Annotated in this window: 11 protein-coding genes; 4 read left to right on the top strand and 7 right to left on the bottom strand. The window is 70.0% G+C overall.

Annotated features, from left to right (window positions below):
* Positions 1–50: 50 nt before the first annotated feature.
* Positions 51–830 (top strand): transcriptional repressor LexA, encoded by a 780-nt coding sequence (gene lexA / locus OHU89_RS36005; protein ID WP_046257039.1) that lies wholly within the window; start codon positions 51–53, stop codon positions 828–830.
* Between the two features lie 175 nt (positions 831–1,005).
* On the opposite strand, the gene OHU89_RS36000 is transcribed toward lexA, so the two are convergent.
* The 4 genes from OHU89_RS36000 to OHU89_RS35985 form a co-directional block, all read right to left on the bottom strand.
* On the bottom strand, positions 1,006–2,982 hold the full coding sequence (locus OHU89_RS36000) for an ATP-dependent DNA helicase (RefSeq protein ID WP_405649138.1): 1,977 nt from the start codon (positions 2,980–2,982) through the stop codon (positions 1,006–1,008).
* 521 nt (positions 2,983–3,503) lie between these two features.
* Positions 3,504–4,379 (bottom strand): GNAT family N-acetyltransferase, encoded by an 876-nt coding sequence (locus OHU89_RS35995; RefSeq protein WP_405649137.1) that lies wholly within the window; start codon positions 4,377–4,379, stop codon positions 3,504–3,506.
* Between the two features lie 110 nt (positions 4,380–4,489).
* Positions 4,490–6,664 (bottom strand): IucA/IucC family protein, encoded by a 2,175-nt coding sequence (locus OHU89_RS35990; RefSeq protein ID WP_405649136.1) that lies wholly within the window; start codon positions 6,662–6,664, stop codon positions 4,490–4,492.
* A gap of 192 nt (positions 6,665–6,856) precedes the next feature.
* Positions 6,857–8,323, bottom strand: coding sequence for a diaminobutyrate--2-oxoglutarate transaminase family protein (locus OHU89_RS35985; protein ID WP_405649135.1), 1,467 nt, complete (start codon positions 8,321–8,323; stop codon positions 6,857–6,859).
* A 329-nt stretch (positions 8,324–8,652) separates the two neighbouring features.
* Here OHU89_RS35985 and OHU89_RS35980 point away from each other — a divergent pair, with 329 nt between their 5' ends.
* Both OHU89_RS35980 and OHU89_RS35975 read left to right on the top strand, forming a co-directional pair.
* Complete coding sequence (locus OHU89_RS35980; protein WP_405649134.1) at positions 8,653–9,873, top strand: trypsin-like serine peptidase; 1,221 nt, start codon at positions 8,653–8,655, stop codon at positions 9,871–9,873.
* A gap of 211 nt (positions 9,874–10,084) precedes the next feature.
* Positions 10,085–11,287, top strand: a complete 1,203-nt coding sequence (locus OHU89_RS35975; RefSeq protein ID WP_405649133.1) for a trypsin-like serine peptidase — start codon at positions 10,085–10,087, stop codon at positions 11,285–11,287.
* Positions 11,288–11,359: 72 nt separating this feature from the next.
* Here the strand turns inward: OHU89_RS35975 and hflX are convergent, their stop codons facing one another.
* Both hflX and OHU89_RS35965 read right to left on the bottom strand, forming a co-directional pair.
* Positions 11,360–12,859, bottom strand: a complete 1,500-nt coding sequence (gene hflX / locus OHU89_RS35970; protein WP_405649132.1) for a GTPase HflX — start codon at positions 12,857–12,859, stop codon at positions 11,360–11,362.
* A 136-nt stretch (positions 12,860–12,995) separates the two neighbouring features.
* Positions 12,996–14,483, bottom strand: a complete 1,488-nt coding sequence (locus OHU89_RS35965; protein WP_405649131.1) for a M1 family metallopeptidase — start codon at positions 14,481–14,483, stop codon at positions 12,996–12,998.
* An 88-nt stretch (positions 14,484–14,571) separates the two neighbouring features.
* On the opposite strand from OHU89_RS35965, the gene OHU89_RS35960 reads away from it, so the two are divergent.
* Positions 14,572–15,069 (top strand): hypothetical protein, encoded by a 498-nt coding sequence (locus tag OHU89_RS35960; RefSeq protein ID WP_405649130.1) that lies wholly within the window; start codon positions 14,572–14,574, stop codon positions 15,067–15,069.
* 10 nt (positions 15,070–15,079) lie between these two features.
* Here OHU89_RS35960 and OHU89_RS35955 read toward each other — a convergent pair whose 3' ends face one another.
* Entirely contained in the window at positions 15,080–17,197 is a 2,118-nt protein-coding gene (locus OHU89_RS35955) for a RelA/SpoT family protein (protein ID WP_405649129.1), read from the bottom strand.
* Positions 17,198–17,384: the final 187 nt, after the last annotated feature.

The following is a 17,384-nucleotide window of genomic DNA, read 5'->3' as shown; positions in this document are numbered from 1 at the left end:
TCGAAAGCAACTACCGTTGTCCAGCAGGGAGACCATCGAGAGGGGCCGACGTGACCACCACCGCAGACAGTGCCACCATCACTGCCCAGGACCGCTCCCAGGGCCGACTCGAGCCGGTGCATGCGATGAACGAAGCCACGAATCCCGAGGGGCACAAGCGCTCCCTGCCGGGCCGACCGCCAGGCATCCGGGCGGACAGCTCGGGGCTCACCGACCGCCAGCGCCGAGTGATCGAGGTCATCAGGGACTCCGTGCAGCGGCGCGGCTACCCGCCGTCGATGAGGGAGATCGGACAGGCCGTCGGCCTCTCCAGCACCTCCTCTGTCGCACACCAACTGATGGCACTGGAGCGCAAGGGCTTCCTGCGCCGCGACCCGCACCGCCCGCGCGCATACGAGGTGCGCGGCTCCGACCAGGCCGCCTCCGCGCAGCCCACGGACACCGCCGGCAAGCCCGCCGCGTCCTACGTCCCGCTGGTGGGCCGTATCGCCGCCGGTGGCCCGATCCTCGCCGAGGAATCCGTCGAGGACGTGTTCCCGCTCCCCCGACAGCTCGTCGGTGACGGCGAGTTGTTCGTCCTGAAGGTCGTCGGCGACTCCATGATCGAAGCCGCGATCTGCGACGGCGACTGGGTCACGGTCCGCCGTCAGCCCGTCGCCGAGAACGGCGACATCGTGGCCGCGATGCTCGACGGCGAAGCCACCGTCAAGCGCTTCAAGCGCGAGGACGGCCATGTGTGGCTGCTCCCGCACAACGCCGCGTACGAGCCGATCCCCGGCGACGACGCGACCATCCTCGGCAAGGTGGTGGCAGTTCTGCGCCGCGTGTGACGGCTGCGGCGGGCGGACCCTTTCGAGGTCCGCCCTCTGACCGGGCCCCGGGACCTCTGCGCCGGTTCCGGGGCCCAGTGCTGTGCGGGCGCCCTACGGCGGTCCGGGCGACCGGTGTCTTCCCAGGGCGTGGGGTGGCCTGACCGGCGCTGGTCAGGCCACCCACCCCATGCTCCTACTCCGCTTCCTCCGGCTTCGCCGCCGCGTCGATCGCGGACAGCGACCTCCGGACCTGGTTACGGTCCGTCGTGTACCAGAAGTCGGGCAGCGACGCCTTCAGATAGCTCCCGTACCGCGCGGTGGCGAGCCGCTGATCCAGTACGGCGACCACGCCTCGGTCCCCCGACGCCCGTACGAGACGGCCGGCGCCCTGTGCCATGAGCAGCGCCGCGTGCGTGGCGGCGACCGCCATGAAGCCATTGCCGCCCGCGTCCTCCACCGCCTTCTGCCGGGCGCTCATGAGCGGGTCGTCGGGGCGCGGGAACGGGATCTTGTCCATGACGACCAGCTGGCAGCTGGGGCCGGGGACGTCGACGCCCTGCCAGAGCGACAGCGTGCCGAACAGGCATGTCTTCGAGTCTGCCGCGAAGTTCTTGATCAGCTCACCGAGGGTCTCCTCGCCCTGGAGAAGGATCGGGAACTCGGGGATACGGGACCGCAGTTCCTCGGCGGCGAGCTGGGCGGCCCGCATCGAGGAGAACAGGCCCAAAGTGCGACCGCCGGCCGCCTGGATCAGATCCGTGAGCTCGTCGAGCATGTCCGCGCGGTCGCCGTCCCGCGCGGGGCGCGAGAGGTGCTTGGCGACATAGAGGATGCCCTGCTTCGGGTAGTCGAAGGGCGAGCCGACGTCGACGCCCTTCCACTGCGGGAGGTCGTCTCCTTCGGTGCCCTCGGGGGACAGTCCCAGGGAGGCGCCGACGCCGTTGAAGTCGCCGCCCAGCTTCAGGGTCGCCGAAGTCAGGACGACGGAGCGGTCCGCGAAGAGCTTCTCCCTCAGCAGGCCCGACACGGACATGGGGGCCACGCGCAGGGAGGCGCCGAAGCGGTCGTGACGTTCGTACCAGACGACGTCCCACTCGGAGCCGTTGGTGATCCGCTCCGCCACGTCGTGCACGCTCTCGACAGAAGCCAGAGCCTGCTTGCGTACGGAGTCCTCGTCCTGGACGGACTTGTCGCGGGTGGCACCGATGGCGGAGATGACTGTCCGGGCGGCGTCCCGCAGCGCCATGAGGGCGTAGCCGAGGTCTTCCGGGATCTCCTCCAGGCGGCCCGGCAGCGCGAGTTCCATCAGCCGCTCGAAGCCCTCGGCGGCGGTCTGGAGCTGGTCGGCGGCCTTCTCGTTGACGAGCTTCGCCGCCCGGCGCACCGCGCGGTTGACCTGCCCAGGGGTGAGCTCACCGGTGGCGACTCCGGTGACCCGAGAGACCAGTTCGTGCGCCTCGTCGACGATGAGTACCTCGTGCTGCGGGAGCACCGGGGCGCCCTCGATGGCGTCGATGGCGAGGAGCGCGTGGTTGGTGACGACGACCTCGGCGAGCTTGGCGCGCTCACGGGCCATCTCGGCGAAGCACTCCGCGCCGTACGCGCACTTCGTGGCACCCAGGCACTCCCGGGACGACACCGATACCTGGGCCCAGGCCCGGTCGGAGACGCCCGGGGTGAGGTCGTCGCGGTCGCCGTTCTCCGTCTCGTCCGACCACTCACGAAGTCGCAGCAGGTCCTGGCCCAGCTTGCTGGTGGGCGCGGCCGCCTCGAACTGGTCGAAGAGCCCCTCTTCCTCGTCCTGCGGCACGCCCTCGTGGAGGCGGTGCAGACACAGGTAGTTCGATCTGCCCTTGAGCATCGCGAACTCCGGGCGGCGGCGGAGCTGAGGGTGCAGCGCGTCGACCGTGCGCGGGAGGTCCCGCTCCACGAGCTGGCGCTGCAGGGCCAGGGTGGCGGTGGCCACGACGACTCTCTCCCCGTGCGCGAGCGCGGGCACGAGATAGCCCAGCGACTTTCCGGTGCCGGTGCCGGCCTGGACCAGCAGATGGGAGCCGTCGTCGATCGCCTCCGCGACGGCTTCGGCCATGGTCACCTGACCTGGGCGCTCTGTGCCGCCGACGGCAGCGACGGCGGCATGCAGGAGTTCGGGGAGTGAGGGCTTCGTCATAGCGCGACAACCCTACGGCCCACCACTGACAAACGAGAGGCCAAGGGGGGACGAGGGGCGGGATCAAGGCCGGATGCGGGAGGGGCTGGGGATCGGATGGGTTCGCTTGAGGTCGGGATTGGGCGATTCAGGGCCGGTCTTGATCTGTGCGGAGGCGAGATCGGTTCGGATGCGCGAGGAGTACGTAAGGATCGGTCCGGATCAGTCAATTGCGGACGGGGCCGGTCGGCTGTGCGCGGGCCCGTCGGACACTCAAGCGCGGGCCGGGTCGGGCGCGGACTGGATGAGCGCGGACTCGCCGGGTGCCGACCGGTCGAGCGGTGTCGGTCGAAGGCGCGCAGGTGCACGGGGGCACAGCCGCACAGCCGCACAGGCGGCCAGTGCTGGTCCAGGGGCGCCCCGGTTGAGGCCCTGCACCGGCCCTGCACAGCGATGTCGCTCCGCTTGAAAATGGTGCGGCGCGAGTGGGAACCGAGTCGGCACTAGCGGTGTACCAAAAGTGACGAAGTTGCGACGTTGTGTCACATCAGATCGCGCAGGCATCGGTCTCGGACCATGAGGGCCGCCCGCTTGTCGGGCAGGTCGACCTCGGCGGAGAACCGGAAGCCGGCGCTCAGGAAAGCGGAGACAGAAGGGGTGTTTCGCATGGCGGGTTCGGCGATGACACGGGCGCAGGCAGGGCGCTTGTCGAGCGCGAGGTCGGCGACGGCTCGGAGCAGTGCGCTGCCGAGACCTCGTCCGCGGTCCGTGACCTCACCGACGAGGAGGTGGATACCCGTGTCATGAGGTCGGGCGGGATAGTGGCGGGCCAAGGGATCGAGGTCGGCCCGGTAAATCTCCCAGTAGCTCATCGGCGTGCCGTCCAGGACACCGAGGCAGGGGACGCTTCGGCCATCTCCGGCGAGTTGGGCGTGCACGTGGTCCGCCGCCAAGTTCCGGGGGCCGGACAGTTGCCAGAACTCCGCGACGGTGGGGTCGTTCATCCAGCGGCTGATGAGTGCGAGGTCTTGCTCGCCCTGGACAGGGACGAGGTGGAACACCCCCACGGGCGTGGCCACAGATCCCCAGTCGGCGACGCAACCGAGGAGGTCTCCGCGGGCCCGGGGGGCCGAGCCGGGCACTGCCGCACCGTGCTCGCCGCGTCGTTTCTCACCGCTGTCGGAGGCTTCGTTCGCGATGAGCGCGAGGAGTTCGTCGGGCAGGCGCAGATCGAGGGTGTCCTCGCTGTCGGATCCCCAAGCTCGATCGGCGTCGACACCCCGGAGGGGATCGGCACCGGCGACGCCCGGGCCGGCCCCGAAGGCGGTGCGGCGGTCAGCCGGGCCGGGGTTGGTGCAGGTTGCGGAATCGGTGCCGGGGGCGGTACCGGCGTCGGCACTCGCGTCGGTGGGAGGCACGGCGACGCTCCTCTCAGGAGACGGGTCGGGGCATGTTCCTCAGGAATGAAGGGGGTTGACGGTGATCACGAGCGAAGGAGTGCCGGCGACGACGCGATACACGGCGGTGATCACGAGTGCAGGGGGTTGGCGATGGTGACGTACACGGACTGGGTGTCGACCGGGCTGACGAGTTCGTCGAGGCCATGCAGCCGGGTCAGGAGGTTGGCCTTGCAACGAAGAGCGGGTGAGTCGAGCAGGCGGGCAGGCAGTGAGGTGTACAGCCGGGTGGGTCCGGAGGCGACCTCGCTCAGGAAACGGCGGAAGGCGGCGAGCAGCAGCCGTTCGTCGGCGAGTCGCTGGGAGCCGAACGCACCGATGAGACCGAGGACGTTGTTGATGCCGAGGTAGTACGCGAAGCGCTCGTCGGTGACCTCGTCGGAGACGAATGTGTCGCTGTGCTCGCCGATTCCGGGAAGCCTGGCATCGAGTTCCGCGCGTCGGGACTCTCGGAAGTAGTAGCCCTGGTTGTCCCGGTAACGGCCTCCCACGGGCCAACCGTCGCCGTCCAGGTGGACCAGCGTGTTCTGCTGATGCGCCTCCAGGGCGATGCCCGCCTCCGCGTCGAACCACAGCACCGGTCGGACGACCTGCTCCAGATAGCGCAGGAACCACTCGGCGGCGACGGCACCCAGCGGTCGACCGGTTCGGCCGGCGAGGCGCGTGACGACGTTGGCGAGACGGGATCGCGTGGCCGACGGGTCGGCCGTCCCACCGCCCGTGTTGCTGTCCGACCAGGGGGAGGGCCTGGGCGAGACGAGCCCGGCGACGCAGGAGACGTCGTCCGTGGGGCGCAAAGGGTTGTGCCGGATCATCACGTCGAGTCCCGGCACAGGGTTGCCGTCCGGACCGTCCACGGCCAGCCAGGCCGGGTCGCGGACGATGTCGAAGCCGGGATGAACGGCCTGCCAGTGCTTGGCGAGTCCGCTGCGCAGAAGACGGTGGACCTCGACGCCTCGGTGGAGTTCCTTACGGAGGTTTTCGCGGCGGGAGTTGGTGATGCGCAGTCCCAGCGAGAGTTTGAGCATGGCGGGGGCACCGGAGCGATACACGGTGCGGACGGAGGAGGTGGGGTGCCATGCGGAGCCGTGTGCTCCGAGATCCCTGAGCAGTCCGGCGTCGAGCAGGGCCGCGGTCGCGGGGTGGTGCCGGACTTCCCGCAACTGCCAAGGGTGGAGCGGCAGGGCCACCTGGCCGTCGGGCAGGGGCAGTCCGGTTCCGGCGAGGCGTGCCGTGAGTTGTGCCGCCGGGATGGGGCGTCCGCGCTCGGTCCAGGCCGAGGCGGTGGCGAGTACGGCGGGAGCGACAGCGATCCAGTGGAGGGGGAAGGAACCGCGCAACTCAGGTGAGTAGAGAGGTGCTTCAGCCTCGGAGAGACCCTCACGGCTCTTCGGAGTGGGGTGCAGAGGGTGTCCGAGCACCAGGGCCTGTTCGGCGGCGAGGAAGAGGTCGGACTCGTCGGAGGGATGCCTTCTGCGCTCGTCGATGAAGGTGGCGGTGCGGCGCACGGAGTCGGCTACGCGGGCGACGAGGTCGGTGCCGGCGGTGGCGTCCAGGGGTGCAGAGGTGGCTTGACCTGCCAGGGCACGGACGGCGGCCGGCTCAGTGACGGCGGCCGGACTGGAGACCGCGGCCAGGGCTCGGGCGTCGGGGCTTCCGCCCGGCGTCTCCCTGGAGAGCAGTGCCGCGACCGTGACGGCGTCGACGGGCGGGGCCTGTGGAGGAACGTCAGCCAGGTAGGGAGGGTCGAAGCGGTGCCAGCCCGTCGGGGACCAGTACTGGACGGGGGCCAGCAGAGCGGTGCCGCTGGCGGGCAGGGGGATGCGGAGGGTGCCGTCGGTGGGGGCGGGGAGGTCGGCTTCGCGCACCCAGCAGCGGAGGAGGTTCTCCACGGCTGCGGCCTGGGCCGCGGTGTGCGGGTCGGGATGGTCCAGGGGTTCCGTGGGGGTACCCCGCAGCCGGTCGACGCTCTGACGGTTTCCCGGCGCGGGGGTCCTGCCCTGGCCAGGAGCCTGTTCCGGGACCCGTTCCTGACCCGGAACCCGTTCCTGACCTGGGCCGTCGCCCCAGCTGGAGGTCTTCCCTTCCTGAGGACCCCGTCCCTGTTCCGGAACCCGTTCCTGCGGGCGAGGGACCGCGACGGTCGTCGGTCCGGGCTCGGGCTCGGGCTGCCGGGAAGTCTCCGTGACGGAGGAGCCTCGGGTGGGTGTGTGGACCGGACCGTCGGGTGCGGGGGTGCTGTTCAAGGCTGTTCCTCGTGAGCGGGTTCTGGGTCGTGAGAGCGGGCCGGGGTCATGTCGGGGTGTGGGAGTGCGTCGGTCTGTGGCGTCTTGGTGGCTGGTAAGTCGAGTGGAGGTGCGATGTCGTTCCGGAGCTGGAGCAGTGGGTCGGGGTTGGTCCAAGTCGCGATGCAGATGTGGGCGTTCGCGCGATCCGTGTCATCGGCCGACGGGCTGTTCCACGCGTGCGGAGCGATCGCCGTGACGGTGGTGTGCGAGACCCGATGGGCCTGTCTGGCCGTGAGAGGTGTGGCCGCGAGCCGCCGCCTCCACCGCGTCGGACAGCCGGTCGAGCACCGCGTCCGCCTGCTCGTCGCTGATGGTCAGGGGTGGGAGGAGGCGTACGACGCTCGCGTGGCGGCCACCGAGTTCGACGATGAGACCGCGCCGCAGACACTCCCGCTCGACCGCGGCGGCGAGTTCAGGAGCAGCAGGGTGGGAATCGGTGGCCGCGCTCTCGGCAGCCCCGCTCCAGGCTGCTTCAGCCTCAGCCTGCCGAAACCCCAACTCGGGATCGACCAACTCGACCCCGAGCGTCAACCCCCTTCCCCGCGCCTCCCCCACACACGAAAGCCGCTGCCCCAGATCCCGAAGTCGGCACAGCATCCGCGCCCCCAGCACCGACGCGCGCTCGGCGAGACCGTTCTCGCGGACGTACGTGAGCGTCGCGGTGCCCGCGGCCAGGGCGAGTTGGTTGCCGCGGAACGTGCCGGCGGGGGCGCCGCGTTCGCAGCGGTCGAGGTCGTCGCGGTAGACCAGGACAGCCAGCGGCAGGCTGCCCCCGATGGCCTTGGAGAGGATCATCACGTCGGGAGTGATGCCACTGTGCTCCACCGCCCAGAAGGCGCCGGTGCGACCGACACCAGTGTGGGCCTCGTCGGCGATCAGGGGGATGGAGCGAGCCGCCGTGATCTGCCGCATGCGCCGCATCCAGGCGTCCGGCGCGGGGATGATTCCGCCCTCGCCCTGTACGGGTTCGACGATCATCCCGGCGGGTCCGGGGGCACCCGACTCGAGGTCGTCGAGGAGGTACTCGGTCCAGCGGGCGGCGAGTTCGGCGCCGCGAGTGCCGCCGACGCCGAACGGGCAGCGGTAGTCCTGCGGATAGGGCAACCGCGTGACGCGGACGACGGCCGCCTCCTGGGACGTTTCGAGTGCCGTGGTGGTCCTGCCGTGGCGGGAGCCGGTGAAGGTCAGCATGCCGGTGCGCCCGGTTGCCGCCCGCACGAGCTTGAAGGCGGCCTCCACCGCGTCCGTGCCGCCCGGTCCGCAGAACTGCACGCGCGCGTGGTCGGCGAGACCGGCCGGCAGGGTGCGGAACAGCTCGGTGACGAAGGCGTCCTCGACGGGGGTCGCCAGGTCGAGAGCGTGCAGGGGCGCGCCCGAGTCGAGGACCTTGCGGATGGCCTCCAGCACCACGGGGTGGTTGTGCCCGAGCGCCAAGGCCCCCGCGCCGGAGAGACAGTCCAGGTAGCGGCGGCCGTCCGCGCCCTCGATGGTGAGTCCGCGCGCCCGCACGGGCACGATCGGCAGGGCACGCGCATAGGTGCGCGCCGCCGACTCACGTGCCGACTGTCGGCGCGGGATCCCCGCGGACACGCACCCGCCGTACGAAGACTCGGCCACGTCTCGCTGTCCTCCCGCCGTCGTCCCACGCCCACGGGCGAGCCGAAGTCGCACCACGGGCACAGGGGACCGCACAGAGACAGCAGGCCCCCACGGCTACCAACCCCGGACGGTTCACCCGGTTACGGGTTGCCTCAAGATCCTTGCCGTGACGGAACCGTTGCCGTTCCGTCGGGAGTCCCCCACAGCGAGCGCATAGTGTGTGTTGCCGTTCCAAGAGGTCGTGCGCACACAGGAGAACGGCACCGGACGGACCAGAGCCGCCGGGGTGCCGATGTGGGGGTCACGGCCGCAGCGCCTAGTTCGTTCACCTCAGGGGGAGTCAGATCATGCGATCCATACGGCCGTTGTCCACCGTCCGCCGGGAAAGGTGGGCGCGCCGCAGAACCTCCCCCGTGCTGGCCACCGTTGCTCTCGCCTCGGCGCTCGCACTCACGGCGACCGCCTGCGACTCGGGTGACGCCGAGGCAGGCGGCGAGTCCTCCGCCTCCGCCACGTCGGGCGACGGGAAGATCACCATCCCGGACGACATCAAGGACCGGCTCAAGGAGCACGGGATCGACGTCGACAAGTGGAAGGACGGCGCCTGGAAGGACTGGAGCAAGGACGACTGGCTGCGCGAGGCCGAGGACTACATCAACCCGATCATCGAGGGCCTGTGGGACCCGGACCGGATGCGGGAGGCCGAGGAGCCGGACCAGGAAGTCGACGACAGCGACCTCGACGGTGACCAGGGAGTGACCGACCCGGAGCCTGCGCCGGTGGACGCGAAGGCCGTATCGCCTACGTATCACGACACTGTCCCCGAGGCGGGCAAGGTGTTCTTCGACTCCCCCGAAGGACAGATGGTCTGCTCGGCAACGGTCGTGCAGGACCCGGCCAACCCCGGCAAGTCCAACATGGTGTGGACGGCGGGCCACTGTGTCCACGCGGGCAAGAGCGGCGGCTGGTACCGCAACCTCGCGTTCGTGCCGTCGTACAACGACAAGGGCCTGGCCACCGCCGAGTTGGAGAATGCCCCTCGGGAAGAGGTCGCTCCGTACGGCGTCTGGTGGGCTGACTGGGCGCAGACCTCGGACCAGTGGATCGAGCAGGGCGGTACGACGGGCGGCGACGGAGCCTCGTACGACTTCGCGGTCATTCATGTGACCCCGGAGGAGGGCGGCACGGGCAAGTCGCTGGAGGAGACGGTCGGTTCGGCTCTGCCGGTGGACTTCAAGGCTCCGGCAGCGACGAAGATCCAGAGCATGACGGCGACCGGATACCCGGCGGCGGAGCCGTTCGACGGCCAGACGCTGTACCAGTGCCAGGACAAGCCGGGTCGGCTGTCGATCAGCGCCTCGGACCCGACGATGTACCGCATCGGCTGCACCATGACGGGCGGTTCGTCCGGTGGCGGCTGGGTCGCGACCGGTTCGGACGGCAAGCCGGCGCTGGTGTCCAACACCTCGATCGGCCCGGTGACCGCGGGCTGGCTGGCCGGACCGCGGCTGGGTGAGGTGGCCAAGGGCGTGTACGACTCGGTCAGCGACAAGTTCGCCGGTCAGTGACGACGGCGGCGACGGGGCGGTTCACCGGGCCCACCGGCTCACGAAAACCTTCACCGCCCCGTCGCTGTTCGCCCTCAACTCCACGGGCATAGTGGGTTGTCGCGTGATGAGGGGGGTTCGCACAGTGCACGGCCCCCCCTCGATCGAGTGACGCGCGCATGACATCACCGCACTTCGAAACACCAATCGCTCCAACGGGGGTTACCGCACCATGCGTTCCACACGTACGTCCGCGACGCCGAGTCGCAGGCGACGCACCACTCTTGCCGTCACCGGCCTCGCCGCCGCCCTGGCGCTGACCGCGACCGCCTGCGAAGGCTCGGACACGGCGAGCGACAAGCCGGGCGCCACCACGTCCCAGGCCGCCGACAGCGGCAACGACAAGGTCCAGATCCCTGCCGACCTCGCCGACAAGCTCAAGGAGCACGGCATCGACGTCGACCAGTGGAAGGACGGCGCCTGGAAGGACTGGGACAAGGACAAGTGGCTCAGTGAGGCCAAGGACTTCGTCAACCCGGTGATCGAGGGTCTCTGGAAGCCGGAGCGGATGAAGTCCGCGAAGTCGGCCAACAAGACGTACTCGACGAAGGACGCGGCGGCCGAGCAGGGCGTCAGCGACCCGGACCCGGTCCCCGTCGAGGCCTCGGCCGAGAAGACGCCGTACCACGAGAACGCGGCCCCGGTCGGCAAGATCTTCTTCGACACTCCCGAGGGCTCTGCCGTCTGCTCGGGCACGGTCGTCAAGGACGTGAACCACCCGGGCAAGTCGAACCTGGTGTGGACGGCCGGCCACTGCGTGCACGCGGGCGACGGCGGCGGCTGGTACCGCAACATCATGTTCGTCCCGGCCTACAACGATTACGGCAAGTCCGAGGCGCAGCTGACGAATTCGAACGCCTCCGAGATCGCGCCGTACGGCCAGTGGTGGGCGGACTGGGCGTCGACCTCGAACGAGTGGATCGCGGGCGGCTCGGAGACCGGCGGTGCCGGTGCCGCGTACGACTACTCGGTGCTGCATGTGAAGCCGGAGTCCGGCGCCAAGTCGCTGGAGGAGACGGTCGGGGCCGCGCTGGACGTGGACTTCTCCGCCCCGTCCGCGACCGAGGTCGCCAAGATGGGCGCCTGGGGCTACCCGCAGGCGGCACCGTACAACGGTCTGAAGATGTTCAAGTGCATCGACCAGCCGGGCCGTCTCTCGCTCAGCACGGCGCTGCCGACGATGTACCGCATCGGCTGCACGATGACCGGCGGTTCGTCCGGCGGCGGCTGGTTCCGGGTGGTGGACGGCGAGACCAAGCTGGTCTCGAACACGTCGATCGGCCCGGCCGACAACACCTGGCTGGCCGGCCCGCAGCTGGGCCAGGGGGCCGAGGCGATCTACCAGAGCATGAGCAAGACGTACGGCGGTCAGTGACCGGAGCAAGCTGAAGGCCCGCCCCCTGCGGAGGGGGCGGGCCTTCATGGCGTTCCTGAAGGGCTACGGCCGTCAGGCGACCGACACCGGCACCGGCACGTACGGCGCGAGATCCGCCGCCAGCTCCTCGTGCACCCGGACCTTGAGCAGGGTGCCTTCCGGGGTGTGCTCCTCGGAAATCACCTCGCCCTCGGTGTGGGCGCGGGCGACGAGCTTGCCGAGCGTGTACGGCACGAGCGCCTCGACCTCGACCGACGGCCGCGGCAGCTCGTTGTCGATGAGGGCGAGCAGTTCCTCGATGCCCTGGCCGGTACGCGCCGAGACCGCGATGGAGCGCTTCTCGATCCGCATCAGCCGCTGGAGCGTCAGCGGGTCCGCCGCGTCGGCCTTGTTGATCACGACGATCTCGGGCACGCGGGTGGCGCCCACGTCCGTGATCACCTCGCGCACGGCGGCCAGCTGCTCCTCCGGGTTCGGGTGCGAGCCGTCCACCACGTGCAGGATCAGGTCGGACTCGCCGACCTCCTCCATGGTGGAGCGGAACGCCTCGACCAGGTGGTGCGGCAGGTGGCGTACAAAGCCGACGGTGTCCGCCAGCGTGTACAGCCGCCCGCTCGGGGTCTCGGCCCGGCGCACGGTCGGGTCGAGGGTCGCGAACAGGGAGTTCTCGACCAGCACGCCCGCGCCCGTGAGGCGGTTGAGCAGCGAGGACTTGCCGGCGTTGGTGTAGCCCGCGATGGCCACGGACGGCACCTTGTTGCGCTTGCGTTCCTGGCGCTTGATCTCGCGGCCGGTCTTCATGTCCGCGATCTCCCGGCGCATCTTCGCCATCTTCTCGCGGATCCGTCGCCGGTCCGTCTCGATCTTGGTCTCACCGGGACCACGGGTGGCGAGGCCGCCGCCCTTGCCGCCGCCCATCTGACGGGACAGCGACTGACCCCAGCCGCGCAGTCGCGGCAGCATGTACTGCATCTGCGCGAGCGCGACCTGCGCCTTGCCCTCTCGGGACTTGGCGTGCTGGGCGAAGATGTCGAGGATCAGTGCCGTACGGTCGATGACCTTGACCTTGACGACGTCTTCGAGGTGGATGAGCTGGCCCGGGCTGAGCTCACCGTCGCAGATGACGGTGTCGGCGCCGGTCTCCAGGACGATGTCCCTGAGTTCGGTGGCCTTGCCGGATCCGATGTAGGTGGCGGCGTCGGGCTTGTCGCGGCGCTGGATCACGCCGTCGAGCACGAGCGCGCCCGCGGTCTCCGCGAGGGCGGCGAGCTCCGCGAGGGAGTTCTCCGAGTCCTGCGCGGTCCCCGAGGTCCAGACGCCGACGAGCACGACCCGCTCCAGGCGGAGCTGGCGGTACTCGACCTCGGTGACGTCCTCGAGCTCGGTGGAGAGGCCTGCCACGCGGCGCAGGGCCGCGCGCTCGGAGCGGTCGAACTGGTCGCCGTCCCGCTCTCCGTCGATCTCGTGGCTCCAGGCGACGTCCTCTTCCATCAGGGCATCGGCCCGAAGACCTTCGGGGTGTGTTTGCGCGAAGCGCTGCGAGTCCTGGGAAGGGGATGAAGAGGAGGTCATTGGGTCCTTACGTCGTTGGGGATGCCGATTCGGCGATCACACTGGTGACAACGCACGAGTACCCCGGGAGATTCCCGTGTCCCGTGCCGCGCCGACCTGAAGATGGTCGCACGGCACGGCCCGTCTCGTCATCGCCTTATTTCGCGGCCTTCCCGGTGGCCGCCTTGGTGGTCGCCACCGACTTCCAGTCCGAGTGGCCCGGCATCGGCGGGGTCTTCTCGCCGTAGAGCCAGTCCTGGAAGAAGCCCCCCAGGTAGCGGCCGGAGATCTCCTCGGCGAGCGCGACGAAGTCGGCGGTCGTGGCGACGCCGTCCTCGTGACGGCTCACCCAGGCCCGCTCCAGGCCCTCGAAAGCCGGCCGGCCGATCTCCTCGCGCAGGGCGTAGAGGATCAGCGCGGCGCCGTCGTAGACGTTGGGACGGAAAATGCTGATCTTCTGGCCGGGATTCGGCGCCTTGGGCGCGGCCGGCGGTCCGCCCGCGGCGCGCCAGCGGTCGGAGGCGCCGTACGCGGCCTTCATCCGCGCCTCCATGGGCCTGTCGGCCTTCTCCTCGGCGTACAGGGCCTCGTACCAGGTGGCGTGTCCCTCGTTGAGCCACAGGTCGGACCAGTTGCGGGGGCTGACGCTGTCGCCGAACCACTGGTGGGCGAGCTCGTGCACCATGATCGACTCGACGTACCACTTGGGGTAGGCGGGCTCCGTGAACAGGTCTCTCTCGAAGAGAGAGAGGGTCTGCGTCTCGAGTTCGAAGCCGGTGTCGGCGTCGGCCATGAGCAGCCCGTACGTCTCGAAGGGGTAGCGGCCGACCTTGCTCTCCATCCAGGAGATCTGGTCGGGGGTCTTCTCCAGCCAGGGTTCGAGCGCCTCGCGGTGCTCGGTGGGCACGACGTCGCGGACCGGCAGTCCGTGCGGGCCGGTGCGGTGCAGCACGGTGGAGCGGCCGATGGACACCTGAGTGAGCTCGGTGGCCATGGGGTGCTGGGTCCGGTATGTCCACGTGGTCTCCCCGGCGACCCGGTCCACGCCAGCCGGCAGGCCGTTCGCGACGGCGGTGTAGCCGTCGGGCGCGGTGACCCGGATCGTGAACATCGCCTTGTCGGAGGGGTGGTCGTTGCACGGGAACACCAGATGGGCGGCGTCGGCCTGGTTGGCCATGGCGAGACCGTCCGTGGTCCGCACCCAGCCGCCGTCCCGGTTCTCGGCGGACACGGGGTCGCTGGTGTGCTTCACGGTGATCCGCATCCAACTGCCGCCGGGCAGCGGTTCCTCGGGCGTGACCACCAGGTCCTCGCCGGCGCCGGTGAACGCGGCGGGCTCGCCGTCCACCTCGACCGAATCGACCGTGCCGTGGGCGAAGTCGAGGTTAATGCGATCCAGTTCGGTGGTCGTCCAGGCGTCGATCGTGGTGACGGCCTTCAGCGGCTTGCTGTTGGAGCCGGGATAGGTGAAGGAGAGGTCGTACGACGCCACGTCGTACCCGGGGTTGCCCAGGTGCGGGAAGAGACGGTCGCCGACGCCCAGCGGGGCGGCGGGCGCGCTCGCGGCGACGAGACAGACGGCGGAGGCGAGCAGCGCGGCCGCCTTCAGCCGGCGAGGGCTCCTGGCGTGGGGGGTGAGCAGCATGCACCACGGCTACCAGCGCGCGCGTGCCGTACGGCGACGACTCGCGCCCGGCCCACCCGAACGGGTAACGGCCTGGTTGGATTCGGGCATGGACGTGTACGAGGAGTCCGGACTCACGAAGGCGGTCTGGAGCGACGCAGATTTCGAGCAGATGGGGTGGCACGACGTCACCGTGCACGGCATGTACGTACAGCGAACCGATGACGTGCTGCCGCGCCTGCTGTTCGATCTCGACTACATCACCCGCTGGGTCCATCCGGTCCCGCCGGAGACGCACTTCAGCTTCTGGATCGCGCCGTCGACTCTGGTCTTCGACGAGATCTGGGATCTCGAAGGGGATCTCGACTTCAGAGGGCTGGGCGTGGACCTGGAGCTCGACGCGCTGCACCGGCTGACGCCCGAGGACGACCGGCCCGGGTGGAGTGCTGTGCCGCTGTGGCACCTGGAGGGGCACGCGTTCGACCTCAGGTTCCACGCCCCCGGCTTCCGCCAGTACATCCGGCAGCGGCCCCGGCTCTCGCCCCGCCTCGTCCTGGGCCACGCCGAGCGTGGCGGCTGTTCCTTCGCCGAGACGGCCTTCGAGTAGGGCGAGCCCGTCACACGCCCGTCGTCTGTGCCCTGCTCACGTCGTACACACCCGGGACGTTCCGCATCGCCCGCATGAGCGCGGGCAGCAGTGCCGCGTCCGGGAGTTGGACCGTATAGGTGTGGCGGACGCGCTGCTGGGTGGGGGGTTCGACGGTCGCCGAGACGATCTCGGCGCCTTCGAGTGCCATGGCCTCGGTGAGGTCGGCAAGCAGGTGAGGGCGGCCGAACGATTCGGCGAACAGCGTGACCCGGCACTCGGTGGTGTCGCCCCAGCGCACATCGACCTCCGTGCGCTTCGCGTCCTTCATACGCGCCACCGCGGCGCATCCGACGCGGTGCACGGTGACCACTCCCCCGCGCACGGCGAAGCCGGTGATGTCGTCGGGCGGTACGGGTGTGCAGCACCCGGCCAGCCGTACGGTCGCACCGGGCTGGTCGACGAGGACGTCGGCGGTGCCCGGGCGGGCGGCGGGACCGTCCGCGACCGGCGCTTCGGCGGCGGAGCGCGGGGTCGGCTCGCGCTCCTCGACCTCGTGCGGCTCCTCCTGCGAGGGATGCGTCGCGATCCACCGCTGGATGGCGATCCGCGCGGCGGGCGTGTGCGCGTGCTCAAGCCACTCTCTGGAGGGCTCGGAGGCCGGGTCCTGGCCCATGAGCAGCTGGACGGTGTCGCCGTCCCGCAGAACGGTGCTGAGCGTCGCCAGCCGGCCGTTGACGCGGGCGCCGATGCACGCGTGCGCGTCCTCGCCGTACTGCTCGTAGGCGGCGTCCACACAGGTCGCCCCCTCGGGGAGGCCGAGCGTGCCGCCGTCGGGCCGGAAGACGGTGATCTCGCGGTCCTGGGCGAGGTCCTCGCGCAGGGTGGACCAGAAGGTGTCGGGGTCGGGTGCGGCCTCCTGCCAGTCGAGGAGGCGGGAGAGCCAGCCGGGACGTGTGGGGTCCTCGCGCTCGCCGTCCACGGACTCCTCCGAAGGAGGAGCGTAGGGATTGGCGAGCGCGACGACGCCGGCCTCGGCGACCTTGTGCATCTGGTGGGTGCGGATGAGGACTTCGGCGACCTGGCCGTCACCGCGGGCGACCGCGGTGTGCAGCGACTGGTACAGGTTGAACTTGGGTACGGCGATGAAGTCCTTGAACTCCGAGACGACGGGCGTCAGACAGGTGTGCAGCTCGCCGAGCACGCCATAACAGTCGGCGTCCTCGTTGACCAGCACCAGCAGCCGGCCGAAGTCGGCGCCGCGCAGCCGGCCACGCTTGCGGGACACACGGTGCACGGAGACGAAGTGCCGGGGCCGGATGACGACTTCGGCCTGGATGTCCGCGTCGCGCAGGACGCCGCGCACCTCGTCGGCGATCTCCGCGAGGGGGTCGTCCGCGCGGGAGGCGTTGTCGACGATCAACTCCCGTGTGTGCTCGTACTCCTCGGGGTGCAGGATCGCGAAGACCAGGTCTTCCAGTTCGGTCTTGAGGGCCTGCACACCGAGCCGTTCGGCGAGCGGGATGAGGACGTCGCGGGTGACTTTGGCGATGCGCGCCTGCTTCTCGGGGCGCATCACGCCGAGAGTGCGCATGTTGTGCAGCCGGTCGGCGAGTTTGATCGACATCACACGGACGTCGTTGCCGGTGGCGACGAGCATCTTGCGGAAGGTCTCGGGCTCGGCGGCGGCGCCGTAGTCGACCTTCTCCAGCTTCGTCACACCGTCGACGAGGAAGCGGACCTCCTCACCGAACTGCTCCCGTACCTGATCGAGCGTCACATCGGTGTCCTCGACGGTGTCGTGGAGCAGAGACGCCGTCAAAGTCGTGGTCTCGGCGCCGAGTTCGGCGAGGATCAGGGTCACCGCGAGCGGATGTGTGATGTACGGCTCACCGCTCTTGCGCATCTGGCCGCGGTGCGAGGACTCGGCCAGGACATAGGCGCGGCGCAGGATGTCGCGGTCGGCGTCGGGGTGGTGGGCCCGGTGGGCCTCGACGACGTGGCTGATGGCGTCGGGCAGCCGGTCGCGGGTCGCGGGGCCGAGCAGGGCGGCGCGGCCCAGACGGCGCAGGTCGATCCGCGCCCGCCAGCGCGCCGCAGGCCCTGTTACCGGACCTGGGGTCGCGGGGTTCGTGGCCTCCGCACTCATGGGCACCTCCGGCTGCGTCAACCGGCGGACGGGGTGCCCCAGGGCGGACACGGCTCAGGGGATGGCATCGGTCCCCCGTCCGGGCCGGTGCTTGATGCTACCGAGCCCACCACGTGCGGCTGACCGCCTCTCGTCGAGCGTGAAACGGATCACCCATTCGAGCGACGATTCCGAGGTTTACGATTTC

The organism is Streptomyces sp. NBC_00019, assembly GCF_045041015.1.
Taxonomy (GTDB): Bacteria; Actinomycetota; Actinomycetes; order Streptomycetales; family Streptomycetaceae; genus Streptomyces.
This window is presented reverse-complemented; position numbering and strand designations above follow the sequence as displayed.

Bases quoted from the DNA above. Each gene is read 5' to 3' on its own strand.
- OHU89_RS36000 (WP_405649138.1), bottom strand. From the start codon at position 2,982: ATGACGAAGCCCTCACTCCCCGAACTCCTGCATGCCGCCGTCGCTGCC.
- OHU89_RS35980 (WP_405649134.1), top strand. From the start codon at position 8,653: ATGCGATCCATACGGCCGTTGTCCACCGTCCGCCGGGAAAGGTGGGCG.
- OHU89_RS35975 (WP_405649133.1), top strand. From the start codon at position 10,085: ATGCGTTCCACACGTACGTCCGCGACGCCGAGTCGCAGGCGACGCACC.
- hflX (WP_405649132.1), bottom strand. From the start codon at position 12,859: ATGACCTCCTCTTCATCCCCTTCCCAGGACTCGCAGCGCTTCGCGCAA.
- OHU89_RS35965 (WP_405649131.1), bottom strand. From the start codon at position 14,483: ATGCTGCTCACCCCCCACGCCAGGAGCCCTCGCCGGCTGAAGGCGGCC.
- OHU89_RS35960 (WP_405649130.1), top strand. From the start codon at position 14,572: ATGGACGTGTACGAGGAGTCCGGACTCACGAAGGCGGTCTGGAGCGAC.
- OHU89_RS35955 (WP_405649129.1), bottom strand. From the start codon at position 17,197: ATGAGTGCGGAGGCCACGAACCCCGCGACCCCAGGTCCGGTAACAGGG.